The following is a 24,320-nucleotide window of genomic DNA, read 5'->3' as shown; positions in this document are numbered from 1 at the left end:
GATGTCAACGCAATCAACTCCCCCGACGATCGAAACGAGGTCGATCGATTACGTCCCCCGGGCAGAACGTCGGGGCAAAGTCTGGCACCAGGGGCCTTTCTGGTTCACCGGGAACTTCGTGATCCTCACAATGCTCGTCGGGTTCACAGGTCCGACGATGGGTCTCAGCGTCCCTTGGACCGTGCTCGCCATCGTCCTCGGCGCGGGATCGGGAACGTTCTTCATGGCGTTCCACGCGAACCAAGGACCGCGAATGGGACTGCCGCAAATGATTCAGTCACGAGCCCAGTTCGGTTCGCGCGGCGCGATCATCCCATTCATCGCCACCGTGTTCGTCTACGTCGGTTTCATGGTGTTTGACACCATCATCGGGACTCAGGGCATTCAAACAGTGGCCCCCGGCAGCGAGTTCTTCTGGTATCCCGTGCTCATCGTTGTCTCGATCGTGATCGCGATCGTCGGGCACGACCTTCTCCACGTCGTTCAGCGGTGGCTCACCTACGTACTGATCGTCACGTTTGGCATCGTGACGGTACTTGCGATATTCGTGTTGCCGACTGCTGCGGGAGCTCCCGGGCTCACTGCCGGCTGGAACACTGCCGCGTTCTTTGTCCAGTTCTCGCTGGCTGCCGGCTTCAACCTCAGCTACTCCGTCTATGTCTCCGACTACTCCAGGTATCTTCCCGAAGATGCTCCGGCTGGCAAGCTCATCGGCTGGACGTACGCAGGTGCCGCCGGGTCCGCGGTGTGGTTGATGTCGCTCGGAGCCGTCCTGAGCAGCAAGATCCCCAACGTTGATGGCATCCCCGCCCTCATGCAGACCGGCGACCTGCTGTTCCCTGGTTTTGGCACCGTCGTCGTCCTCGTCGGGTCGATCGCGCTCATCACGATCATGGGAGTGAACGCCTATGGGGCGATGCTCACCGGCATTAGCGGCGTCGATGGGTTCAAGCGGATGCGGCCGACCGTGACGTTGCGGGTCGTCAGTCTCGCGCTCGTCGGAGTGCTCGCTCTCGTTGTCGCACTGTCGATCCCCGATGACTATCTCGACAGCTTCAACTCGTTCGTGACGCTGATGCTCTACTTCCTCGTGCCATGGACCGCCGTGAACCTCGTGGACTTCTACTTCGTACGACACGGACGGTATGCGATCACCGAGATCTTCAACCCCAACGGGATCTATGGTCGATGGACTTGGCGCGGACTCGTGTCATATCTCGCAGGTTTCGTTGTGGCAATCCCGTTCTTCTCGCTGCCTCTCTATACCGGCCCGGTGGCACACGCTCTCGGCGGCGCCGATCTGTCGTTCGTGCCGGCAATCGTCGTTTCCGGCGGCCTGTACTACTTGCTCACTCGTCGACAGGATCGCACCGCCGAAGCGGCGGCAATCGCCCACAGTGAGCGCGTGCTCGAGGGGTCGCGCTAAACGTAACGCCTCAGCCGTCCACACGATCACACGCCACCGCACACCAAGGAGCACCAATGACGCATCACACCGTCGCCATCGTTCAGTATCCACCCGCCGTCCTCGATCTCCGCGCCTCGGTGATGCGCGCAGTCGCCCACGTGACAGAAGCAGCTGATGCGGGGGCGCGCCTCATTGTGTTTCCAGAGACATGGTTGACCTGCTACCCGGCCTGGGCCTTTGGCATGGCCGGGTGGGACGACGCTGAGGCCCGCCACTGGCACGCTCGGTTGCTCGCCGAGAGCCCGGTGCTCGGAGCGACGGCCGACGCAGCCGACGCGCTTGCAGATCTCCGTGCAGTTGCGGCGAACCGACAGGTCACCGTCGTGATGGGGCTCAACGAGCGGTCAAACACCGGCGGCACGCTCTACAACAGCATCCTCACGATCGGGCCTGATGGCTCGACGCTGAACGTTCACCGCAAGCTCGTTCCCACGCACTCCGAGCGCATTATCTGGGGAGCCGGAGACGCTGCGGGGCTGCGCGCGATCGATACCCCGGTGGGTCGAGTCGGTGGCCTCGTCTGTTGGGAGCATTGGATGCCGTTGGCCCGCCAGGCCCTCCATGCCTCGGGTGAAGAAATTCACATCGCGGCGTGGCCCGAGACAAGCGACATTCATCAGGTCGCCGCGCGAAGCTACGCGTTCGAGGGGCGCTGCTTCGTACTCTCGGCTGGCCTGTACCTCGCGGTTGAGGATCTTCCGGAGGCGCTGCGTGAGCCGTTCCGAATCGGGGTGGGCCCGGAAGCACCGACCTCGGGGCTCTTGTTCGACGGCGGCTCTTCGGTCATCGGCCCGGACGGCCACTATGTGGTTGAGCCAGTGCGCGGAAGACCGGGGATTGTGCTCGCTGAGATCGATCTCAGCGCGCTCGATCGCGCTCACCACGATCTCGACGTCGTCGGTCATTCGGCCAGGAACGATGTGTTCGAACTCCGCGTTGACGCGCGTCGGCGCGATGGCGTTGTCGTCAGGCGAGACTAGCTCAACCGCCCGAGCCGGTACCCGCGCCCGCGCACGGTCTCGATGAGGTCCTTGTCGGTCTTGCGCCGCAGATAGTGCACGTAGGTCTCGACTGTCGTGTCGCGCTCCCCGTGCGCGAACACGCGCGCCAGCAGTTCCTCCCGAGAGAACGTCCGGCCGGGCTCCGCGGCGAGCACCGAGAGCAGCGCGGTCTCGGTGCTCGTGAGCGGCACGCTCCCCTCGTACGGCGACTCAATCCGCTGATCCTCCGGCGAGAATTCCCACCCCCCGATGTCGTAGCGCTGGCCCGACCCGTCGTACCGGCGGGTGAGCGCGCGAAGCCTCGCGTTCAGCTCCTCGAATTCAAAAGGCTTCACGAGATAGTCGTTCGCGCCGGCGTCGAGCCCTTCGACTCTGTCGTGGAGCTCGCCGAGGGCGGTGAGCAGCAGGATCGGGGTCTGCACCCGCCGGCGTCGGAGGTCCCGCACCCACTGTTCGCCGGCCATGCCGGGGAGGCCGCGGTCGATGATCATGACGTCGAACGGTGTCGCCGCCGCACACCGATCGGCGTCCTCCGCGTTCGTGACGAGCTCGACGTCCCAGCCTGTGGCGAGCACGTCGCGCATGATGGGGCCGAGCCGCGGGTCGTCCTCGACGATGAGCAGCCGCAGCACTACTCGTCGCCGTTTCGGTCGGCGAGCGGGAACGAGAGCTCGAAGGTAGTGCCGCCCGGCCCCGAGCTTGCGACGCCAACGCTCCCGCCGTGCGCGGCGCACAGCTCGCGCACGAGTGCGAGCCCGATGCCGCGGCTCGTGCGCGCGGCGCCGCGTGCCGTCGCCGGCGTCGCGCCCTGCGCAAACCTGTCGAAGACGCGGTCGGGCGAGATCCCCTGAATCCCGTCGCCGCTGTCGCTCACCGTCACGACTGCGTCGGCGCCGCGCGCCGCACCGACGATCGTGACGGTGCTGCCCGCTGGCGCGTGGTCGATCGCGTTGTCGGTGAGCGCGACGAGGCAGCGCCGGACCACCTGCGTCGGGGCGGCGACCGTGAGCTCCTCGCTGTCCGCGGCGATGCTCACCCCGAAGGGGCGTGCGACCTCGCCGAGATCGCGCGCGACTGCGGCGATGGTCTCGGCGAGCGGCGCGGATCCGGATCCGGGTTCCCCGCCCGACGCGGTCGCGAGCATCGCGTCGATCACGTCGGCCATGATCCTGGCGTCCTGGCGCAGTTCGACGAGCACCGGCTGGCGCGCGTCACCCGGCGGGGTGAGCGCGGCGAGCTGCTGGGCGCGCGCGTCGATGACCGCGAGCGGCGTGCGCAGCTCGTGGCTGACGTCGGCGACGAAGCGGCGTTGCAGACGGAAGGCCTCGTCGAGCGGGTAGACGGCGCGGCGGGCGATGAGGCGCGCGGCGAGCCCGGCGCAGAGAATCGCGCCCGTCGCGAGGAGGACGGTCGCGAGGATGAGCTCGCCGGGGTCGAGCCGCACTTCGATTTCCCCCGGCTGGGCGGGCTTCGCGGCCTCGGTCGGCGTGGTCTGCCAGAACACGAAGCCGAGGATCACGGCGCCGCCGATGACAACGAGCGCCGCGCACACCGCCATGACCTGCCAGCCGATCTTCGATGCAGACCGGCGGTATGCCTCTTCGTCGGGCAGCCGCCGCGCGGCCATGCGTGCTCGCGCCATCTGCGCCCTCCCCTCGCCGAGGCCGGCCATCGGGCCCGCGTACCAGTGTTGCGTCAACCTTCGCACGTTTGGCTTCGTTCCCGCTAACGCCCGCGTGTAGCGTCGACGGGAGCGCCCGCCTCGCGCACGCAGGCGAGGGCGACGCCGACCGCCAGTAGGAGCGAGAGCAGCGATGTCCCGCCGGCCGAGATGAACGGGAGCGGGACGCCGAGCACGGGCACGAACCCGAGCACGACGGAGATGTTCACGATCATCTGCGTGGAGATCCACACGACGAGGCCGCCGAGCACCGAACGCGCGAACGCGCTGTCGGTGCAGGTCGAGAGCGCGAGCAACACGGCGGCGAGCGCGACGAACAGCACGATGACTGTCGCCGCGCCGATGAAGCCGAGCTCCTCGCCGAGGATCGCGAAGACGAAATCGTTCTCCGCCTCGGGCAGCCAGTGCCACTTCGCGGTCGATCCGCCGACGCCCGCGCCGAACATGCCGCCATGCGCGAGCGCCCAGAAGCCGTTGAGCGTCTGCCAGCACCCCGCGTAGGCGTGCTCCGCGTCGCGCAGGCAGTCGACCTCGAAGAAGTGCATGATGCGCACGACCCGGTTGGGCTTCATGAGCGTCATCGCGCCGATCCCGAGGGCGGCGACGGCCGCTATCCCGGCGAGGATCCGCAGCCGCACGTGCGAGAAGTACAGGCACCCGAACACGAGCGCGGCGAGCACCAGGAGCGTGCCGAGGTCGCCACCGAGGATGTTGATGAGCATCGACGCGGCGACGACGGGCAGGATCGGGATCGCCACGTGCCGCCAGTCTCCGAGCAACCGTCGCTTCGTGGTGAGCACCGCCGACACCCAAACGAGCAGCACGAACTTCATGAACTCGGCGGGCTGCATCGAGATAGGGCCGAGCCTGAGCCAGTTCCGGTTGCCGCCAGCCTCGTACCCGAGGGGCGTGTAGACAAGCACCTGCAGGAGAAAGCCCGCCGCGAGCAGCAGCCACGAGTACCGGCGGAGCGCCGCGGTCGGCACCCGACTGATCGCGAGCATCAGCGCGATCCCGATCGCGGCGTACCCGCCCTGCCGGAGCACGCCCCCGAGCGGGTGCTGTCCCGCTGAGATTGCGACCACCTGGCTCGCCGACTGCACCATCAGCACCCCGACGCCGACGAGCAGGAGCACGATCGTGAGGAGCGCGATTGTCAGCGAGCGGAGCCTGCCTCGCGCGGCGGGCACGACGCCCGGCCTCGCCGCGCGGGACGGCGTGACGACACTGTGCTGCCGCATGCCGGGCCGCCCGCTAGTTCACGCAGGGGATCGAGCCAGCCCGGATGGGCTCCTCCCACGAGTCGTAGCGCGCGGTGCCGGGCTCGGCCGGTTCCTCCGTGGCCTCCTCCGGAGCGGCGTCCGCGGACTCGTCGACCCCGGCGTCCTCCCCGTCCGCGGCGGCGGGCTCGCCCACGTCGTTGGGGTCGCCGTCGAGGTCGCCGTCGGGTGCGGCGGGCTCGAAGTAGCTGCCGTCGAGGATCGACGCGACGAGCGCCTGCACCTCGTCGACGTCGACGATATTGACGTCGGCTCCGCCGATGTTGTCGAACCCGACGATCGGCAGCGTCACGAACTCGGCTCCGGTCTGCGAGACCTGGTGGGCGATCTTCAGAAACCCGAGCACGTCGAACTCGGAGTCGAGCGCGACGTGCTTCTGCGTCACGTCGACGAGTGACCAGACCGTCTTCGGGTTCATGAGCGTGCTCTTCTGCTGCAGCTTGTCGGTGAGCGAGATCATAAACGCCTGCTGCCGCCTCGACCTGTCAAGGTCGGTGAGGAACGGCCCGTCGTAGCCGGTGTCGCGGCGCTGCCGGACGAAGCTCATCGCCTGCTGTACGTCGATCTCTTGCACCCCTGCCTCGAAGTTGGCGCCCGAGAAGGAGTCTTCCGTCGCCTGGTTCAGGCACACCGAGACGGGCGCGACAGCCTCGGCGACGTGGTAGAAGCCGCCCATCGTCATCTCAACGAAGTGGTCGATCCGCACATCGCCGAGAAAGTGCGACACTGTCTCGATCTGCGCCTGTCGCCCGGCCGCGCGCGCCTGTTGGTACAGCTCGTCGTCGGAGAGCTGCTCCTCGCCCCACGAGAGCTCGTTCATCTTTTCCTGCATCGCGAGGCCGTACGCCTCCTTGATCTTCGAGTGCGTCACCCCGAGCGGTGCGCCAGAGATCTCGACGTAGTCGTCGCGCGGGATCGAGATGCCGACGGTCTTCGAGCGATCCTCCGGGATGTGCAGCAGCATGAGCACGTTCGCGTTGTAGCCGCCGTCGTCGGCGCCGCCGGCGTGGAGCGCCTCGTAGACGCCGTCAGGCAGCGGGTTGCCGTTCTGGTCAACGCGGCTGTCCATGCCCATGATGAGCACGTTCTGCTCGCCCGGATCCGGCGCGACCTCCGCCACCTGCGGCAGCGTGAAGTCGGAGCGCACGATGCTGTCGGTCGCCTGGTGGTAGGCGAAGACGATCGCACCGCCGGTGAGCACGAGCGCGCTCGCGACTGTCGCCGCGATCACGATCGTGAGGCGCTTGCGCTGGCGCCGGCTCATGCGAGGTCGGCCGGCGGGCGCGGGAGTCTCGAGCAATGGGTCGTTGCGCATGTGAATCCGTTCGGTACTCGGTCGTGAACACACGTGGCGGTGCGGTGCGCCGGAGCGCTCGCCACCACCGATCCAGGCTCCCGCGTGCGCGCCAAGAATTCTCCAAGGAAGCGCGGCGTCACGCCGCAAGCAATGGGATAGCAATCGCATTGGTACAGTGTGGTCTGATGAATAGCGTCGAGGTGCCCGAAGAGCGGCCACGGAAGTTTGGCGCCCTCCTCGACCGCAGAACCGGGCCATACATTGGCGGCGGCGCGCTCTCGATGATGGCCGACAATGTCGAGCACGTGCTCGCGTACTGGGTGCTCTGGCAGACCTTCCACTCGCCGTGGCTCGTCGGCTTCCAGATCGTCAGCCACTGGCTGCCGTACCTGCTCTTCTCCGTCGCCGCGGGAGCGCTCGCGGAACGCTTCGATCCCCGGCGGGTCATCCAGGTAGGCCAGGCACTGTTCATGGCAGTCTCAGCGGCCTGGGGGTTCCTGTTCCTCACGGGCAGCCTCGAGCTCTGGCACGCCTGCGTGCTCCTCGTGCTGCACGGCGTCGCCGGTTGCCTGTGGATGCCCGCGGAGCAGCTCCTGCTCTACAAGTTCGCTGGCCCCAAGGAGTTGCCCGGCGCGATCCGCATGAACGCGACGTTCCGGTCGCTCGCGTTCCTCGCCGGTCCCGTCGTCGGCTCTGCCCTGCTGCTGAGCATCGGCCCGGCCGCCGGCATGTTTGTGAACATCCTGTTCTATCTGCCACTCACCGTCTTCCTGTGGTTCGTGAAGATCGACGGCCGCGACCCCGAGGCGGCGACCCCCGAGGCCGCCCCGGCCCGTGCGTGCGAGAAGCCGATGACGTTCCTCTCAGCGTTCAGCGTGCTCGGCACGATTCGGCGCGACCGCGAACTCCTCGGCATGATCCTGCTCTCGGCGCTCAGCGCGGCGACGATCGGCGCCGTGATCCAGAACGCGATGCCCGAGTTCGCGGAGGGGCTCGGCGCCGGCTCGGCCGGCCTCGCGTACGGCGTGCTGCTCTTCGCGAACGGCGCTGGCGGCGTGCTCGGCGGGTTCCTGCTCGAGGCGACCGGCCGCGTCCCGACGACCGCGCGCACCGCGGTCATCGCTGCGGTGGTGCTCGGCATCACGACGATCGTGTTCGCGGCGAGCTCGCTTTACGCGCTCTCGGTCGTCGCGCTGCTCGTCGGCGGGGTCGCTCGCATCACCGCCGACGCGACCGAGATGAGCATCGTGCAGCTGCGTGCCCCGGACGACCAGCGCGGCCGCGTCATCGGCGCCTACACGATGTTCGGCCCCGGCATGATGACCTTCAGCGGCATCAGCGTCGCGGTGCTCGGCTCCCTGTTCGGGCTGCGCGGCTCGGTGCTCTTCGGCGGCACCGTGCTGACGCTCGGCGCCATCGTGCTTGGCTTTTTCATCCTGCGGCCGGGCCGCCGAGCGGAGCGCTCGGACGAGCTCCCCGCGGGCGACGACTAGCTCGACGGCCCACCGACGCCAGGCCGCACGCCGACCGCGGGCCGGGCGCTAGATGAGCGTCTCGTCGAGCTCGACGAGCTGGCGATCCCTCGAGGCGAGCAGGTCAAGGTCTGCGTCGACCCGTGGCAGCACATGGGTGATGAAGAATCGCGCGGTCGCCCGCTTCTCCGCGGCAGTTGCGGCGGGCGCGGCGTCGAGGGCCCCGAGCTGGTCGAGGAACAGCCACGCGACTACGATGTCACCCATCGCCTCCAAGTAGTGGGCCGCGTTTGCGAGCGCCGTGGTCGGGTCGCCGTCTTCCCAGAGCTCGCGGGTGACGGCCTCCACTCGGTCGACACGGGCGGCGACGAGCGCCGCGAGCTCCGGCTCCGCGGCCGTGAGCCGGTCGCACGTCGCGCGCATCCGCCCGAGGAGGTCGGCAAGGCCCGAGCCGCCGTCGAGCAACACCTTACGTCCGAGCAGGTCGAGCGCCTGGATCCCGTGGGTCCCCTCGTGGATCGGGTTCAGCCGGTTGTCACGGTAGAACTGTTCGACGGGGAAGTCGCGCACATACCCGCTGCCGCCGAGGACCTGGATGGCGATGTCGTTTGCCGCGAGACCCCACTGCGAGGACCAGCTCTTCGCGACGGGCGTGAGCACGTCGAGGAGGAGCGCGAGGGCGGCGCTTCTCTGCGGGTCAGTCTCGGCCTCGCTCTCGTCGAGGAGCTTGCCCGCGTACAGGATCAGCGCGGTGCCGCCCTGCGAATATGCCTTCGCGAGCATAAGCATGCGCCTGACGTCCGGGTGCCGAATAATCGGCACTGCCGGCGCGGCCGCGTCTTTCGCCCCGATCTCCTTGCCATGGACACGGTCCCGAGCGTACTCGCGGGCGTGCAGGAAGCCGGTGGTGCCTAGCGCGACCGCGGAGGCTCCGACGCCGAGCCGTGCCTCGTTCATCATGAGGAACATGTAGTGCAGGCCACGCCCCTCCTCGCCGATGAGGTAGCCAACCGCCCCTGGTTCGTCGCCGACGGGGAACGCTCCCGAGCCGTAACTCAGCGCCGTGTTCACGGTGCCGCGGTAACCCATCTTGTGGTTGATGCCGACGAGCGAGACGTCGTTGCGCTCCGTCAGCGCGCCTGGCTCGCCGAGCCAGCGCGGCACGATGAAGAGCGAGAGGCCTTTCACGCCGGGACCGCCTGTGCGGGCGAGCACGAGGTGCACGATGTTCTCCGACAGCTCGTGGTCCCCCGCCGAGATCCACATCTTGTCGCCACGCACGCGGTACATGCCGTCGGCCGTTCGCGTCGCGCTCGTGGTGAGGTCGCCGAGCGCGGAGCCGACGCCAGGCTCTGAGAGGTTCATCGTGCCCGTCCAGCTGCCATCGAGCATCGGCGGCAGGAACTTCGCGGCGAGCTCCGCGGAGGCGTGCTCGCGGATCAGGTTCGCCGCGGCCGTCGTCAGCAGCGCGTACGACACCGTGCCAACGTTGGCCGCCTGGAACCACATGAACGCCGCGCGGTAGACGACGGTGGGAACCTGAAAGCCACCGTGCTCCGCATCCATCGTCGCTCCGAGGAAGCCGGCCTCGGCGAACGCCGTGAGCGCAGCCTTGACCTCGGGGATGAGCTGCACCTTGCCGTCGACGAGCTCGGGCTCGTTGAGATCGGCCTTGCGGTTGTGCGGTGCGAAGTACTCCTCGGCGAGCTCGCGCGCGAGCCCGGTGAGGCCTTCGAATGTTTCGCGATTGTGCTCGGCGAATCGGTCGAAGCGGCTCAGCGCCTCAACGTCGAGCCAGTCGTACAGGCAAAAATCAAGGTCGGCCGCGTCCAGAATCAGCGATTTCTTGTGCTCCATGCCACGCTCCAATCGGGTAACCACTGCGTTACGCCACCCACCCTACACAAAAAGTAAACATGACGTCACTTTTACCTGAAAGGGGCTACTGCGGCTGGTTTCGCGCTCGCTCCGGGTACGCTGGCACGTGTCGCACCCCGCGACACCTTCATGGCAGACGAAAGCGGGCAACGCGTGGCGCAGCATCTCGACGGCGGGCACACCGCAGAGCCCGCTGCCCCGACCACACTTCCCGCGGCGCTTCCGGCTACGCTGCCTGCGACGCCGAAGGGCCGCGACACCCGGGCGCGGATCATGTCCGCGGCCGAGGCATTGTTCGCCGAACGCGGGTACGCGAACGTGCGCGTCGCCGACATCACCGCGCGCGCGGGGCTCACCACGGGCGCCTTCTATCGATACTTCACCGACAGGTACGAGCTCACCCTTGAGCTGCTGCGCGACCTCACCGTTGAGGTGTTCGAGTTCATTCGGATTCCGCTCGACGCCGAGAACCTCATCGACTCGGTCACCGAGTCGACGCAGAAGTACTTCGAGTTCTACGAGCAGCACCGCGCGCTCTTTGGCGTGATTGTCGAACTCTCGCAGACCGACCAGGAGATCGCCAGGATCTGGACGACCTCGCGCCGCGCCTTTTACGGCCGCATCAGCGGCGCGCTCTCGAAAGCGGCGCTCGCCGACCACATCCGGGGCGATCTCAACCTGAGCATCGCCGCGGAGATGCTCGGCAGCATGACCGAGTTCTACGCCTTTCAGCGCTTCGTGCTGCGCGACCCCGACATCGCCGCGCAGCCGCTCGAGGAGGCGAGCCGAACGCTCGCAACGATCTGGCTGTCAGGGATCTCGACGGACGGGCCGGTGACCGGGAGATCGGCAGTAGGCGGCGCCCCCGCGAACTCGGCGGAGGCGAGCTCGCCTCCGGGCCACTAGTCTCCCCGATCGACGTCGCCCCCTACGCTTGCTGCGCGTCGAAGGCCTCGCGGGCCGCGAGCACGCCAGGCATGTGCTGGCGCGCCCACGTCTCGACCGCGAGCAGCACGGGCCTGAGGCTCTCGCCGCTCGGGGTGAGGCTATAGACGACGCGCGGCGGAATCTCTGCGAACGCCTCACGGGCGACGAGCCCGTCGCGCTCGAGCGCCTTCAGCGTCTGTGACAGCATGCGCGGCGAGATACCCGCGACGCTGTCGGCGAGTTCGCCGTAACGGGCGGGCCCGCTGGCGAGGGCGCCGATAATGAGCACGGTCCAGCGATCGCCGATCCTGTCCACGAGCTGCCTGCTCGGACAGTTCGGGTTGTACGGATCGAATGCCTGCTCGTCGTTCACGTTGCCCTCCCAGCGTGACTAGTACGCGACGCTGAACCGCGCGCGGCGGTGCTCCGCCCGCTCGATCTCGTCGACGTACGCAATAGCGTAGTCTGCGCCCGAGATCGTCGAGGACCCGTCGGCAGCCGTGAGCAGGACATCGCCCCCGATTCGGAAGGTTCCCGTCCGCTCGCCAGCGTTCCACGACCCGAACTCCGCGGCGGGGCTCACGTAGAACCAGTCGAGCTCCGCAGGAGCTGCGCGCAGCGTGTCGAGGATCGCCCCGTGGGCCCGCGCCTCAGGCTGGTATGCCGCTGGAAAGTCGGCCGTTTCGAAGAGCCGCGGACCTTCCGCTGCGACGAGCAGCGAGCCTGCGCCGCCGACAAAGCTCAACGTCGCGCCCTCGGCGATCGCCGCACTGGTCAGGCTTGGCAGCGCCGTCTCGAGCGCGGGCTCGCTCGACGCGTGGAGCGCGACGACCAGGTGATCCGCTCCCTGCGCGACCTCCCTCACGAGCTGATCATCGAAGATCGACCCGGCACGCACCTCGACCGGCGCGTCGGGCACCTCCGGATTCCGCGACACCCCCAACACGTCGTGCCCGCGCGCAACCCACTCGCGCGTAATCGCGCCACCCGCATATCCAGAGACCCCAAACACCACGACTCTTGCCATTTCCAACCCTCACTTCTGAATTGCTTACTATCTAGAATATAGCGACTATTGAAAAGGTAGTGTCTGGAAATTTCCTGGAGAAGCTCGGGAGTGTAGTTGCCCAGGCACAAGCAATGTTTTCTAATGACACAGCGTGCAAATTGGGTTTACATTAGCTTCACGGCGTGAGATTCACCGGGAATGGCCGATGATGGTGGCGCCGCTCACCGAGGGAGAGCAATGGAGCTCGACATCGCACACGTTCCGCAGGAGGCAGCGACGGGTCCGCTGCCCGGCGACTCACGCGTGGATGCGCTCATCGAGGCGGCGTACGCACACGCGGCCACCCACCACGAGGGCACCGTCGCCGACTACATTCCGGCGCTCGCGACCGCCGACCCGGCACAGTTCGGCCTGAGCCTCGTCGACGTTCACGGCGGGACGCACGAGGCCGGCGACGCCGCCGCCCTGTTCTCGATCCAATCCATCTCGAAGGCGTTCGTGTACGCCCTCTTGTGCGACGCGGTCGGTCACGAAGCGGCGCTCGCGACTGTCGGCGTGAACAACACGGGTCTGGCATTCAACTCGGTCGTCGCCATCGAACTGAACGGCGGTCATCCGCGAAACCCGATGGTGAACGCGGGGGCGCTCGCAACGACGGCCCTCATTCCCGCCGCCTCCCCCGAGCGCCGGTGGCTCACGATCCAACACGGTCTCTCCCGGTTCGCCGGCCGCGCCCTCGAGCTCGACGACGCCGTCTACGCATCCGAGATGGCGGCGAACCAGCGCAACGCGGCGATCGCGCAGCTCCTCGAAAGCTACGGCCGGATTCGCGTCGATCCAGCGGGCGTCGTCGACGTGTACACGAGGCAGTGCTCGCTGCTCGTCAGCGCCCACGATCTTGCGGTGATGGGTGCGACGCTCGCCGACGGCGGAGTCAACCCCGTGACCGGCGAGCGGGTCGTGTCGGCGGAGGTCGCGAGAGACACGCTCGCGGTGATGTCGGCCTCGGGCATGTACGAGAACTCTGGCGAATGGCTGTTCGAGATCGGGCTTCCCGGCAAGTCCGGCGTTGCCGGCGGCATCGTGTGCGTCGCCCCGGGCAAGGGCGGCATCGCAACGTTCTCGCCGCCGCTCGACGCCGCGGGCAACAGCGTCCGCGGCCAGATCGCCACCGCGTACCTCTCGCGCGCACTCGGCCTCAATCTCTTTGCGTCCTCGTCTCACTTCGCCCAGAAGGAGTAACACCATGTCCGCACCCGCAGCCCACATCCCCGCGCACGCCGCCCCCGACGGCGCCGAGCCCGACGTCCCCGGGGCGTCCGTGCCGGGCCTCCCTGACGAGCGCAGCTCGTGGGTGCCCATGATCGGGCTCTTCCTGGCCCAGATCCTCATGTCGTACAACGTTGCGGCGCTCCCGGTGACGCTCGGCGGCATGGTCAGCGACTTTGGCGTTCCGGCCACCGACGTCAGCACGGCGATCGTGACATACGGCCTCGTTGTCGCCGCCCTGGTCATGGTCGGCGCGAAGATCGGTCAGCGCGTCGGCTGGGTCGCAATGTTCAGGATCGTGGTTGCGATCTTCGCGGTGTCGGCGCTCACCATGATTCTCGCGCCGAGCGTCGGCTGGGTGATCCTTGCCCAGGCGCTCGCCGGCGCCTCGGCCGCGATCATCGTCCCGAGCCTTGTCGCACTCATCGCGGAGAACTATCGCGGGGCCCAACAGGCGACGGCCATCGGGTCGCTCGGCTCGGCTCGCGCGCTCGCCGGGGTGACCGCGTTCCTGCTCGGCGGCACGCTCGCGACCTTCGTCGGATGGCGGCCCGTGTTCGCCGTGGTCCTGCTGATCGCCGTGGTGGTATTTGCCCTGAGCTTCCGGCTGCGGTCGGACCGCGGCGACGCGAGCATCGCCATCGATCTCGTCGGCGCGCTGCTCATCGGCGCTGGCATCGTCGCGCTGACGCTCGGCGTGAACAACCTCAACCGGTGGGGCCTCGTCCGCGCGACCGACGACGCCCCGCTGTCGATCCTCGGGCTCTCCCCCGCCCCGCTGCTCATTCTCGCGGGCGTCATGTGCGTGCAGGGGTTCTTCGTCTGGACGCGGCGACGCACCGCCCTCGGCAAGGAGCCGCTCGTGAGCCTCGCGGTGTTCGGCTCGCACCGCGAGCGCGCGGCGATCTACGCGATGTTCATCGTCGTCGCGCTCGAGGCGGCGCTGAACTTCACCGTGCCGCTGTATATCCAGATCGTGCAGGGGCGCACCCCGTTCGACACCTCACTCGCGATGCTGCCGTTTAACCTGACAGTTTTCATCACTGCGACCCTCGTCGTCAGGTTCTACACCCGGTTCTCGCCGCGCACCATCGGGGTGTTCTCGTTCGTGCTCACCACCGTCGCGCTCGCATGGCTCGCGCTCGTCGTCACCAACAACTGGGAGACGCTGCCCACGATCCTCGGCCTGTTCGTGTTCGGCGTCGGCCAGGGCGCGCTCGTGACGCTCGTCTTCAACGTGCTCGTCACCGCGGCGCCGAAGGAACTCGCGGGCGACGTCGGATCCGTGCGCGGCACGACCCAGAACCTTGCGAGCGCGGTGGGCACGGCGGTCGCGGGCGCGCTCCTCGTCGGGATCCTGAGCGCGAACGTCACCGCCGCGATCGCGAGCCATGTGGAGCTCTCGCCCGAGCTCGTCGCGCAGGCCGACATCGACTCGCGCACGTTCGTGCCGAACGACCAGCTCGCGGCCGCGCTTGCGGGCACGGACGCGACCGATGCCCCGGTCGAGGCCTTCATTCAGGTCAACGAGCAGTCGAGGCTTCAGGCGCTGAAGCTCGGCCTGCTGATCCTCGCCGGCGTGAGCGCCGTCGCGATCATTCCCGCGAGCCGCCTCCCGAACGTGAAACGGCACGAGGTACCAGACCCGAACCCGGCCAAACGCTAACCGGGCCGGCGCGGTGCGGGATCAGCGCGGACTAGACCCGCACCTCGCCGGCCTCGACCGCGACGATCCCGCCTGCGACGACGAGCTCGCGTCGCGGGCTGCGCATGAGCGCGTCCTGCGGGTTCTCGGCGTCGAGCAGCACGATGTCGGCGCGGGCGCCCACCACGATGTCGTGCACGGGCGCGCTCACGAACTGCCCCGCGCGACTCGATGCGACCTCAACCGCGTACTGCAGGTCGGCGTCGCTTCGCAGCGCGTGCAGCCTGGCGAAGTTCTGCGCGATCCTGAGAATATCGCCGTCCCCATAGGGCGACCAGAGGTCGCGGATCCCGTCGGTGCCAAGCCCGAACGCAAGGTTTTCCGCGCGCATGTGTGCGAGCGGGAGGGGCGTCGACCCGACGGGCGCCACCGTCGACCACGTGATGCCAGCCGCGGCGAGCTCTGCGACAGTCCGCGCGACCCTGTCTGGTGGCACCGAGCCGAGCGCGAACCCGTGCGAGACGTTCACGCGCCCCTCTCGCCCGAAGCGACGCGTCCGCTCGACGATGAGCTCGTACTCGAACCAGCCGAGCGATCCGCCGTCGTGCAGGTGGATATCGATGCCGCAGTCGCGGGCGGCAGCGATCTCGAAGAGCTGATCGAGCTGACCGGCGGGGTCGCGGTCGATCGCGGCGGGGTCGAGGCCGCCGATGTGGGCGACGCCGTTCGCGGCCGCCTCGTCGAGGAGATCCCGCACGCCCGGGCGCCGCAGCACGCCGTCCTGCGGGAACGCGACGATCTCGACGTCGATGGCGCCGCCGAGCACCTCCACGGCGCGCTGCACGGTCTCGATGCCGCGAAGCCCGGTCCCGAGGTCGACATCGACGTGGGTGCGCACCCGCGTCGTGCCGTGTCGCAGGAACTCGCGCAGCACGAGCACTGTCGAGTCGAGGCTCGGGATGCCCAGGCTGTCGCGCACCGCGCGCTCGTGCGCGATGCGCCCCTGCGTGCCGGCCTCGCCGCCGTACGAGACCCAGGGTTTGCCCCACCAGCTCTTGTCGACGTGCGCGTGAGCGTTCACGAAGCCAGGGAGCGCGAGTTGCCCCCGACCGTCAACGCGACGCGCGCCAGTGGCCGTCGAGTGCTCGACAATGCCGGTGATCGTGTCTCCGGTGATTTCGATGTCGACCGGGGCGGCGCCCCACGGGCGGACATTTGCGAGTACGAGATCCATATTCGAATGGTATACCAAACCCAAGCGGGTGACGACCGCGAGATCGCCGTAGGCGTTGATTACGGTTGGCCGCCGCGCGGAACGCCCACGCGGAACGCCCGGATCTCGGCCTCACGGGCGGCACTTCGTGCGTGCTTATCGAAGTCGGGGGCGCAGCACACGAAGAGCGTTCGCCCATCGTCGCCGCCGAGCATGCAGGCGAACGCGCCCGTCCCTGGCGCGATCGTGTCGAGGATCTCGCCGCCCTCGGCGACGCGGATCACCCGGCCTCCCAGGGCGTCGGCGATCCAGAGCCGCCCCTCCGTATCGAGTCCGCACCCGTCGGGGGCGACGGGCCCCTGGGCGATGATCTCGCCGACGTTGCGGGACTCAGGGAGCGGCCCGAACACGGCCCAGTCCCGTCGCGGGCCGAGCGCCCCTCCCGCCCCAATGTCGAACGCGCTGACTCGGTTGCCGAACGTCTCATTCACGAGCAGGGTGCCGCCGCCGTCGGTGATGACAATCCCGTTCGGGAACCACAGGTCGGCGGCGACGACGGCAGACGCGCCGTTCGGGTCGATACGGATGAGCGTGGCCGTCTCCACATCTTCGCCGGCCATGAGATCGAACCCGAACTGACCGAGCCAGCAGCGGCCCACGCTGTCGACGATCATGTCGTTGAGCTGCGCGGGCGCAATACTTGAAAGGTCAGCGTGGACGACTGTGGTGCCGTCGGGCTCGCGTCGGAGCACGCGCCGGTCGAGCGCCGAGACATACAGCAGGCGGCCGTCGGGCAGCCACCCAAAACCCGAGGGCTGCTCAGGCACCTCGATCTCGGTCCTAAGATCAGTCCCGTCTTCGCGCACCGAATAGATAGCGTGCGTGTAAAAGTCAGCGAACCACAGGCGCCCATCGCGCCAGCGCGGCCCCTCCGTGAACGACATACCCGACACGACTGTTGTGAACTCACCGTTGATGTTCATACCTCGACCCTAGCCGCGCGGGCCGAGACCGCAAGCCCTAGGCGGGGTCAAGCAGCGCCGGCCGTAGCGCTCGCCGGAACCCTCTATCGCCCCTCAATCTAGCCGTCCGCGAGATCCTTGCCCTTCGTTTCGGGCATAAACCAGATCACCACGACAGCGATTACGAGCAGCGGGATGAGATATAGCGCGAAGCCTACGGGGTTGTTCACCCACGTGAACACATACCCGGCGGTCCCGCCAAACGCGGCGATCGCAATGGCGTAGTAGATGCCGAACCCCGATGTCCGTTGCCCCGTGGGGAACATCTCTGCGTACGTCGCCGGGGCATGCGATAGGAACCCAGCCAGCAAGCCGACCTGCACGCAGATCGCAACCGTCAGCTGCCAAAACTGCCCGCCAGACATGAGATTCACCATCGGGATATACAGCAGCGCACTTCCAGCAAGACCAACAATCATCGTCGGACGCCTGCCCCAGATGTCGGACAGCCATCCCCAGAACGGCAGCACAATGATGAGAAACACATTCCCGATTAGCGAGGCGCCAAACGCATCCTGAGCGTCAAAGCCGAACGACGTTTGCGCAACCGAGGCCATCGTGACCGACCAGATGTAGTACGAGACAGTGAGCCCTGCGGTCATGAAGATGACTCGCAGACCAGTTCGCCAGTTCTTCATCACCGAGACGAAGACGTGCTCCTGAGGGATCTCGAGTGCGCGCGTCTGCGTCTTGTGTTCTTCAAAGACCTCCGACTCGCTCATCGACGAGCGAATCCAGAGGGCGATGAGGCCGAGCACAGCGCCAAGCGCGAACGGCACCCGCCAGCCCCAGACGTTCATCTCTTCCGGGGTGAGCAGCGCCTGCAGCAGCAGCCCGAGCCCGAGACCTGCGAGCAGGCCGATCGTGCCCGAGATGTAGATCGAGCTCGCGAAGAGCCCACGTCGTTCACGCGGCGCGTGCTCCGCGAGGTAGGTCTGCGCCGAGGGCATCTCGCCGCCGTGCGCGAGACCCTGCACCAGGCGCGCGAACACCAGCAGCGCGGAGGCCACCCACCCCATCTGCTCGTAGGTCGGGCAGAGGGCGATGATGAGCGAACCGAGTGAGGCGGCGAGCACCGCGAGCGTCAACGACTGTTTGCGTCCAATACGATCACCGATCCAACCGAACACGAAGCTTCCGAACGGCCGAGCGACGAACCCAACAGCGAAGACAGCCATCGTTTGCAGGAAAGCGGATTGTGGGTTCTCCGAGTTGAACAGCTGCGTCGAGAAATACACGGCGAACGTCGCGTACACGTTCCAATCGAACCATTCGACGGCGTTGCCTACGCCGGTGCCGACGAGCGTCTTCAGGCTGCTCTGGCGAGGCGGTGGATTCGTATCTTCATCGATAGCACTCATGACCCTCAGTATTCCCGCTCGCCCTGCAGAACGCGACAGTGGGACGTAACCTTCTGTCTTTGAGCGTGCTCAGAGACAGAAGGTGGGGGTGCGGGCCGGAGCCCGCACCCCCACCGTGCGCTATGCGGCGACCGTTAGGCCGACACGAAGTAGAGCCGCTTGTTCGCGAACTCACCGATGCCGACGGGGCCCATCTCGCGGCCGAAGCCGGAGCGCTTCACTCCACCGAACGGGATCTCCGCGGCCTCAGCCGCGATGATGTTCACGTGCGCCATGCCGACCTCGAGCTTTGAAGCGACGCGCGCCGCACGAGCCTCATCGGTCGAGAACACGGAGCCGCCGAGGCCGAGCGCGCAGTCGTTCGCGAGCTCGAGCGCTTCTTCATCGCTGTGCACCTTGTACACGGTCGCGACCGGCCCGAAGATCTCCTCCTGGTACGACTCGGAATCACGCGGCACGCCCGTGAGCACGGCCGGCGAGTAGTAGGCGCCGGGACCGTCAGAGAGCACGCCGCCAGCCTCAAGCGTCGCGCCCTCTTCGATCGCGCGCTGCACCTGGGCATTGACGGTCTCTGCTGCGGCACGGGTCGAGAGCGGAGCGTACTCGCCCTCCCCCAGGTTCAGCTGGTCGCCGGGCGTGAGGCCCTCGGCGAGCTTCTTCAGCTCGGCAACGAACTCGTCATAGATATCCGCCATGACGATCATCCGCTTATTCGAGTTGCAGACCTGGCCACCGTTGTAGGTGCGGAACTCCCACGCGGTCTTCGCGATCTCTGCGACGTTGTCGCTGTCGAGCACGACCATCGGGTCGATACCGCCGAGCTCAAGCACGGCCTTCTTCAGGTGGGTCCCGGCCTGCGCGCCGATAATCGCGCCAGCACGCTCGGACCCGGTAAGGGAGACACCCTGGACGCGCGGATCGGCGATCATCGTCGCGATCTGCTCGTGCGAGGTGAACACAGCCTGGTAGCCGCCGACGGGCACGCCGGCCTGCTCCATGATCTCCTGGATGGCGAGGTTCGACTTCGCGCAGATGTCGGCATGCTTCAGCAGGATCGTGTTGCCGAGCACCAGGTTCGGCGCCGCGAACCGGGCGACCTGGTAGTACGGGAAGTTCCACGGCATGACACCGAGCAGCACGCCGACGGGCAGATGCTCCATGACGGCCTTGCCCGGGATCGTGCTCGGGATCTCGTAGTCGGTGATGAGCCCCGGCCCGTAGACCGCGTAGTACTCGATGATGTCGGTCGCGAAATCGACCTCGTCGAGGCTCTCAGCGATCGACTTGCCCATCTCGAGGGCGATGATCTCCGCGAGTTCCTCGCGGCGCTCCGCAAAGATCTCTGCGACGCGCTTGACGACCGCTGCGCGCTCCTGCACGCTGCGCTCACGCCACTCGCGGTAGACCGAATCGGCGGCTGCGAGCTGCTGCTCGACCTGCGCGTCGGTCGCGGATTCGAAGCTCTCGATAATCTCACCCGTTGCGGGGTTTTGCACTCGATACTTCGCCATGGATATCGGTTTCCTGTCTGCACTCCCGTGCAATTAAACGGCACCCAATGGATATGCCATTACTGTGATTGATCGCATCACCGACCGGCGCGGTTGCCCGGCTACTCCGGCGGTCAAGCGTGTCCATTCTACTGGGGGCACGCAGGGAGTTTGCCGGTGCAAGCCGGGTCGCGCACACATCACCCCAAGCACCTTCACGACAGATGTTGACGAGATCGCGCGCAGCTCGTTAGCGTGGGAAGGGGCACGAAGCTTCATCGTGTCGCCACACCGCTCAGCAGACAGTCACTCAGCGAAGGAGACCACGGCAATGCTCACAGGAGTACTCCTAATCGTCGTATCGGTGACACTCCTGGTCGTTGGGCTGCTTGTTCGAGTAGACAAGATCAAACCCAACGACGCCGTCGGGTTGCGAACGCGCGCCACCACGCGTTCCGAGGCTGCGTGGTATGCCGGAAACCGCAAAACTGCGCCGTTCATGCTCAGCCTCGCAGTACTGTGGGCGTTCGCGGGAGCACTTCTCATTGCGCTACCCGAAGACAAGTTCATCGTGACGTTTTGGACGCCCGTAATCCTCACCCTGCCTGTACTCGCGGTCATGGTCCACCAAGCCAATAAAGCCGCCCGTGACGCGGATACGAAGCGCGGCACTGCCAATCGCCCGGAGAGGACAGCGTAGATCCGACGACCCCGAGGCCATGCGCACCAGATTCCCCGCAAGTCGATCAGGCACGGCTGGCGACTCTCGGGGCCGAGCGCGAAGCGTCTAGCTTCGGGCGAACCAGCGCGGCACACCCGCGCTACTCACGACGATCGCGGCCACAGTGAACGGGATCATGCCGAGGGCGAGCATCGCGAGCCCGACGCCTCCAAAGAACTCAATAACGCTGTGGCTCAGGACGAGCTGGGAGCCTGTCTGGAAGGCCGCGTGAAAACCGATCGAAGCCCAGAATGATCCCGTGATCATCCGGAGGTACCCGAATCCAACCCCCATCGCGAGGAAGAGTGAGAGGTCTGTCGGGTCCCAGCTCTGTCGGATCATCCCGGCGAAGAGCACAAACAACACCGCCTGAACGGCAATGGTGCCCCACCCACGTGTCACGGCACCGAGCGCGGTCGTCACGTAGCCGCGAAAGATCGCTTCCTCAGGGATCGCTTCGGCCAGCAACACGGCGACGAGCACGAGCCCGACAGTCTGCACGAGTTCCCCTGCGGAGACGGTCGCGCGAAGCGGTCTTCCGAAGAGCGCGAGCGCGCCAAAGCTGGCCGCGGCCGGAACGACCCATAGGAGCGCTCCCCAGACAGCGAGCCGCCAGCCACTGCGCAACGATGTAAGCCCCACGTCATTGAGCCGCAGACCGTCGGCGTACCGCGCCAGGAGCGCAATCACGAGCAGCGTAAGCGCACTGAGCGCGACTCCCGCGCCGATCCTGATCGCGAGCGTGCCCGCGTCCGAGGGGTCGCTGTGCGGCGGCACCACGGCGGTGAGGATCACGAGTCCCACCCAGAGCGAGCCCACCGCGACGGCTACCCGCCACGCGGCGGCCCCAACTCGGCGGACGGGCGGTGGTCGTCTCGTCATTTGCTTCCCTCACGATGACTGTGCGGCGGACGCGTTCTTCAACGGTAGCTCACGCTCGCGAGCGCGGTCGCCTGGCTCACCGTGTGGCGCGGCCGGCGCCAGGCCTCCGGGCGCCGACCGCGCTAGATCATGTACTCGAGTTCCCGGTAGCTCCCGCGGTGAAAGACGAGCGGCTCCACGTCGGGCGCCGTGTGCAGGGCGCTCACGCGCACGAGGAAGATGAGGTGGTCGCCCGCCTCGATCTCGCGCTCAATGTCGCCCGCGACCCAGCCGGTGACCTCGTCGAGCACCGGTGATCCGTTGTCGGCGGCCGGCGTCCAGGCGACCCCGGACCACTTGTCGGTGCCGGAGCGGGCGAACTGGGCGCTGAGATGGCGCTGGGCGGCACCGAGGAAGTTGATGACGACCCGCCCGCTCGCCCGCACGGCGGCGAGGCTCTTCGAGGTGCGGGCGATCGAGAACGACACGAGCGGCGGGTCGATCGAGACGCTATAGAACGACTGGCAGGTGAACCCGACCGGTCCGTCCTCGCCCTGCGTCGTGACGATGGTCACGCCAGACGGAAACGCGCCCATGACGTCGCGGTACCGCCGCGTGCGCGCCTTCTCGTCAGCATCGCCAGCCTCGCCGCCCTCGACCTGCGCCGTCTCACGGCGCCGCACGGTGCGCTCGCCCGCGGCGATCCTGACGGGGAGCCGGTTCCCCGGCGCCGGCAGCGGGCACACGAACTGGTCGCTGAACGCGCATGGCGGGAGGTAGGCCCGGTTGAAGTCGACCGCGGTGCGGCCGGCTGCGTCTGGCGCGGGCACCGTGAGGAACCTGAAGCCGTAGCTCTCGACCCCGTTCGTCGCGTCGCCGAAGACGACCGAGATCGCTCCCCCGCGGAGCGCCCCTGCGAGCCGGTGCTCGGCTCCGGCGAGTTCAAAGACCAAGTCGCCAGAGGTGTCGGCGAGCGTTCGGTGCCCGTCGGCGAGCTCGACCGGCACGGTGCGCTGGTTCGGTTCGAAGCGCGCGGGCACGATCCAGTCCGCGTCGGGCGCGAAGGCGTCAATCGCGTCGAGCCCGACCCGCCCCGGAGCTTCGGGGTCGAAGACCCGCACCGCGAGCACCCCCTCACGCGCGAACGGGCGCACGAGCGCTCCACCGGAGGTCACTTCGGGGGAAGCCCCGGGCGTCACGGCCGGGTCGCCGAGCCACAGCGGCGCGGTGGCCGCGGCGCCGCCCGGGAGCAGGTAGTCGCCGGTCGCGAACCCCGTCGCGGTGAGCACGCCGTCCACCGCCGCCCAGCGGCCCGGCAGCCCCGCGACCTCCCGCGGCTCCGCGCCCGTCACCCACTGGGTGAGCACGAGGGCCGCGGGCCCGTGCGGGGCGGTCGCCGCCGCGAGCCGTTCCCGCTGCCACGCCCGCCAGTCGCGGGTGAGCGCCTCGCCCGGCTCCCGGCGTTCAGGATCGGCGGCCCGCGCCTCGCCGGCCCCCGCGACCTGTTCTTCTGCCACCTCCGCGCGCGCGACGAGACTCATGACGCGACCTGCGATTCCTCGGCGGCGAGCAGCTCGGCCCGTCCCGTCGTCCACCCCTCGCGCACGAGCGGCACGACCTCGTCGAGCAGGATCTTCGCCTTCGCGATCGTCTCGTCGACCGAATGCAAAGCGGGATGGATGCCGAGCACGAGCTCGTCGCTCAGCAGCACCGTCGGGTCTGCGAGCAGGTCGGCGGCGAGCGCCTGCGGGTCGCCCCACACGAAGTTGTCGGAGAGCAGCTGGTCGGCGGGCGAGTAGGCGGGGTTCACGCGGCCGAGGATCCCCGCGTATTCGTTCCAGCGCGCCGCCGTGGTCGAGGCTTCGGCGAGCGCGGCCTCGGTCGTGACGCCCGGGTACGCGCTGCGCGAGGTCACCACATAGGGGGTGCGGCTCTCGCCCCACGTCTCGCGGAACACGCGCCGGTAGTCGAGCACGGTGCGCAGTTGGCGGCGCTGGAACGTCTGCCGCTCTCCAGGCTCGCGCTCGGGCCCGTTGCCGAAGCGTTCGAGGATGAAGCCGTCGCCACGCTCGGCCGCGTACCGGATCGTCGCGTCGTTCGAGCTGCCGTGGAAGAGCCGCCCCTGCAGCGAGGTATTCGCCGGGTAGATCGACTGGGATCCGCCCTCGACCTGGCTCCCCTCGAGCGCCCAGTGCAGGGTCTCGATCTTCTCGCTGAAGCTCTGGTCGCGGTCGGGCGAGTAGGCCTCGAACACCTGGTACGAGTCGCTCGGCACCCCCTTGCCGAGCCCGACGAGCAGGCGGTGCCCCGCGAGATGGTCGATGACCGAGAGCTCCTCGGCCGCGCGCACCGCGTCGTCGAAGATGATCGGGAGCACCGCGGTGCCGAGCCCGATGCGGTCGGTGGAGGCGGCGAGCGCGCCGAGCAGGCCATACGGGCTTGGCGCGGCGGCCCAGCCGCTGCCGAAATGCCGGGTCGCGATCCAGGCGCTGTCGTATCCCTGTTCCTCGAGCGCCTGCACGAGGCGGATGTTCTCGCGGTAGATCGAGGCGGTGTCCTCGCTCTGGTCGAAGTGGGTGATGAAGCCGATGCGCAGGCGCTCGCCGATGTCGGTTGAGCCGAGCGGGCTGCGCGTGCCGGCCTGCGGGTGCAGGGGCTCGGCGGGGCGGGCTGGTGTGGTGGTCATGATGGGGTTCTCCTGGTTCGTTCGATTCGGCGGGCCGGC

General features: G+C 67.8%; 21 protein-coding genes. 7 read left to right on the top strand and 14 right to left on the bottom strand.

What is annotated here, in order from left to right; genetic code table 11:
• Nucleotide 1: 1 nt before the first annotated feature.
• On the top strand, nt 2–1,426 hold the full coding sequence (locus BJ960_RS03175) for a purine-cytosine permease family protein (RefSeq protein ID WP_202229174.1): 1,425 nt from the start codon (nt 2–4) through the stop codon (nt 1,424–1,426).
• A 56-nt stretch (nt 1,427–1,482) separates the two neighbouring features.
• Nucleotides 1,483–2,448: a carbon-nitrogen hydrolase family protein gene (locus tag BJ960_RS03170; protein ID WP_185986227.1), complete on the top strand. Its 966-nt coding sequence runs from the start codon at nt 1,483–1,485 to the stop codon at nt 2,446–2,448.
• Here the strand turns inward: BJ960_RS03170 and BJ960_RS03165 are convergent.
• From BJ960_RS03165 to BJ960_RS03150, 4 genes are read right to left on the bottom strand one after another with little or no spacing between them, the layout of a single operon-like run.
• A complete protein-coding gene (locus BJ960_RS03165; RefSeq protein WP_307814653.1) occupies nt 2,445–3,101 on the bottom strand; it encodes a response regulator transcription factor in 657 nt (218 codons plus the stop codon). The genes BJ960_RS03170 and BJ960_RS03165 overlap by 4 nt on opposite strands.
• Nucleotides 3,101–4,168, bottom strand: a complete 1,068-nt coding sequence (locus BJ960_RS03160) for a sensor histidine kinase (protein WP_185986226.1) — start codon at nt 4,166–4,168, stop codon at nt 3,101–3,103. The genes BJ960_RS03165 and BJ960_RS03160 overlap by 1 nt, the downstream gene beginning before the upstream one ends.
• 26 nt (nt 4,169–4,194) lie before the next feature.
• The gene (locus BJ960_RS03155; RefSeq protein WP_185986225.1) at nt 4,195–5,391 is read right to left on the bottom strand and encodes an FtsW/RodA/SpoVE family cell cycle protein; all 1,197 of its coding nucleotides are present in this window, start codon (nt 5,389–5,391) and stop codon (nt 4,195–4,197) included.
• A gap of 13 nt (nt 5,392–5,404) precedes the next feature.
• Entirely contained in the window at nt 5,405–6,745 is a 1,341-nt protein-coding gene (locus BJ960_RS03150; RefSeq protein ID WP_237463619.1) for an LCP family protein, read from the bottom strand.
• Nucleotides 6,746–6,912: 167 nt separating this feature from the next.
• Between BJ960_RS03150 and BJ960_RS03145 the strand changes: the two genes are divergently transcribed.
• The gene (locus BJ960_RS03145) at nt 6,913–8,220 is read left to right on the top strand and encodes an MFS transporter (RefSeq protein WP_185986224.1); all 1,308 of its coding nucleotides are present in this window, start codon (nt 6,913–6,915) and stop codon (nt 8,218–8,220) included.
• Nucleotides 8,221–8,268: 48 nt separating this feature from the next.
• Here BJ960_RS03145 and BJ960_RS03140 read toward each other — a convergent pair whose 3' ends face one another.
• Nucleotides 8,269–10,056 carry an acyl-CoA dehydrogenase gene (locus BJ960_RS03140; protein ID WP_185986223.1) on the bottom strand — a complete coding sequence of 596 codons (1,788 nt, stop codon included), beginning with the start codon at nt 10,054–10,056 and terminating at the stop codon, nt 8,269–8,271.
• 174 nt (nt 10,057–10,230) lie between these two features.
• On the opposite strand from BJ960_RS03140, the gene BJ960_RS03135 reads away from it, so the two are divergent.
• Complete coding sequence (locus BJ960_RS03135) at nt 10,231–10,983, top strand: TetR/AcrR family transcriptional regulator (protein ID WP_221936266.1); 753 nt, start codon at nt 10,231–10,233, stop codon at nt 10,981–10,983.
• A 22-nt stretch (nt 10,984–11,005) separates the two neighbouring features.
• On the opposite strand, the gene BJ960_RS03130 is transcribed toward BJ960_RS03135, so the two are convergent.
• Complete coding sequence (locus BJ960_RS03130; RefSeq protein WP_185986221.1) at nt 11,006–11,377, bottom strand: winged helix-turn-helix transcriptional regulator; 372 nt, start codon at nt 11,375–11,377, stop codon at nt 11,006–11,008.
• Between the two features lie 18 nt (nt 11,378–11,395).
• Complete coding sequence (locus BJ960_RS03125) at nt 11,396–12,031, bottom strand: NAD(P)-dependent oxidoreductase (protein ID WP_185986220.1); 636 nt, start codon at nt 12,029–12,031, stop codon at nt 11,396–11,398.
• 219 nt (nt 12,032–12,250) lie between these two features.
• Here BJ960_RS03125 and glsA point away from each other — a divergent pair, with 219 nt between their 5' ends.
• Nucleotides 12,251–13,255 carry a glutaminase A gene (glsA, locus tag BJ960_RS03120; protein ID WP_185986219.1) on the top strand — a complete coding sequence of 335 codons (1,005 nt, stop codon included), beginning with the start codon at nt 12,251–12,253 and terminating at the stop codon, nt 13,253–13,255.
• Nucleotides 13,256–13,259: 4 nt separating this feature from the next.
• Nucleotides 13,260–14,948, top strand: coding sequence for an MFS transporter (locus BJ960_RS03115; RefSeq protein WP_237463618.1), 1,689 nt, complete (start codon nt 13,260–13,262; stop codon nt 14,946–14,948).
• Between the two features lie 31 nt (nt 14,949–14,979).
• Here the strand turns inward: BJ960_RS03115 and BJ960_RS03110 are convergent, their stop codons facing one another.
• The 4 genes from BJ960_RS03110 to BJ960_RS03095 form a co-directional block, all read right to left on the bottom strand.
• On the bottom strand, nt 14,980–16,161 hold the full coding sequence (locus BJ960_RS03110; RefSeq protein ID WP_185986218.1) for an amidohydrolase family protein: 1,182 nt from the start codon (nt 16,159–16,161) through the stop codon (nt 14,980–14,982).
• Between the two features lie 59 nt (nt 16,162–16,220).
• A complete protein-coding gene (locus BJ960_RS03105; protein WP_185986217.1) occupies nt 16,221–17,123 on the bottom strand; it encodes an SMP-30/gluconolactonase/LRE family protein in 903 nt (300 codons plus the stop codon).
• A gap of 98 nt (nt 17,124–17,221) precedes the next feature.
• Nucleotides 17,222–18,523: an MFS transporter gene (locus BJ960_RS03100; RefSeq protein ID WP_185986216.1), complete on the bottom strand. Its 1,302-nt coding sequence runs from the start codon at nt 18,521–18,523 to the stop codon at nt 17,222–17,224.
• Between the two features lie 134 nt (nt 18,524–18,657).
• Nucleotides 18,658–20,034, bottom strand: coding sequence for an NAD-dependent succinate-semialdehyde dehydrogenase (locus tag BJ960_RS03095; RefSeq protein WP_185986215.1), 1,377 nt, complete (start codon nt 20,032–20,034; stop codon nt 18,658–18,660).
• 310 nt (nt 20,035–20,344) lie between these two features.
• Here BJ960_RS03095 and BJ960_RS03090 point away from each other — a divergent pair, with 310 nt between their 5' ends.
• Entirely contained in the window at nt 20,345–20,713 is a 369-nt protein-coding gene (locus BJ960_RS03090) for an SdpI family protein (RefSeq protein ID WP_185986214.1), read from the top strand.
• An 87-nt stretch (nt 20,714–20,800) separates the two neighbouring features.
• On the opposite strand, the gene BJ960_RS03085 is transcribed toward BJ960_RS03090, so the two are convergent.
• The 3 genes from BJ960_RS03085 to BJ960_RS03075 form a co-directional block, all read right to left on the bottom strand.
• Nucleotides 20,801–21,616, bottom strand: a complete 816-nt coding sequence (locus BJ960_RS03085) for a CPBP family intramembrane glutamic endopeptidase (RefSeq protein WP_185986213.1) — start codon at nt 21,614–21,616, stop codon at nt 20,801–20,803.
• A gap of 122 nt (nt 21,617–21,738) precedes the next feature.
• The gene (locus BJ960_RS03080; protein WP_185986212.1) at nt 21,739–23,136 is read right to left on the bottom strand and encodes a flavin reductase; all 1,398 of its coding nucleotides are present in this window, start codon (nt 23,134–23,136) and stop codon (nt 21,739–21,741) included.
• The gene (locus tag BJ960_RS03075; RefSeq protein WP_185986211.1) at nt 23,133–24,281 is read right to left on the bottom strand and encodes an LLM class flavin-dependent oxidoreductase; all 1,149 of its coding nucleotides are present in this window, start codon (nt 24,279–24,281) and stop codon (nt 23,133–23,135) included. The genes BJ960_RS03080 and BJ960_RS03075 overlap by 4 nt, the downstream gene beginning before the upstream one ends.
• Nucleotides 24,282–24,320: the final 39 nt, after the last annotated feature.

The sequence above is a fragment of the Leucobacter aridicollis genome (genome assembly GCF_013409595.1).
Lineage (GTDB): Bacteria > Actinomycetota > Actinomycetes > Actinomycetales > Microbacteriaceae > Leucobacter > Leucobacter aridicollis.
Note: the sequence above shows the minus strand (reverse complement) of the source record. Positions and strands in the feature narration are given on the sequence as shown.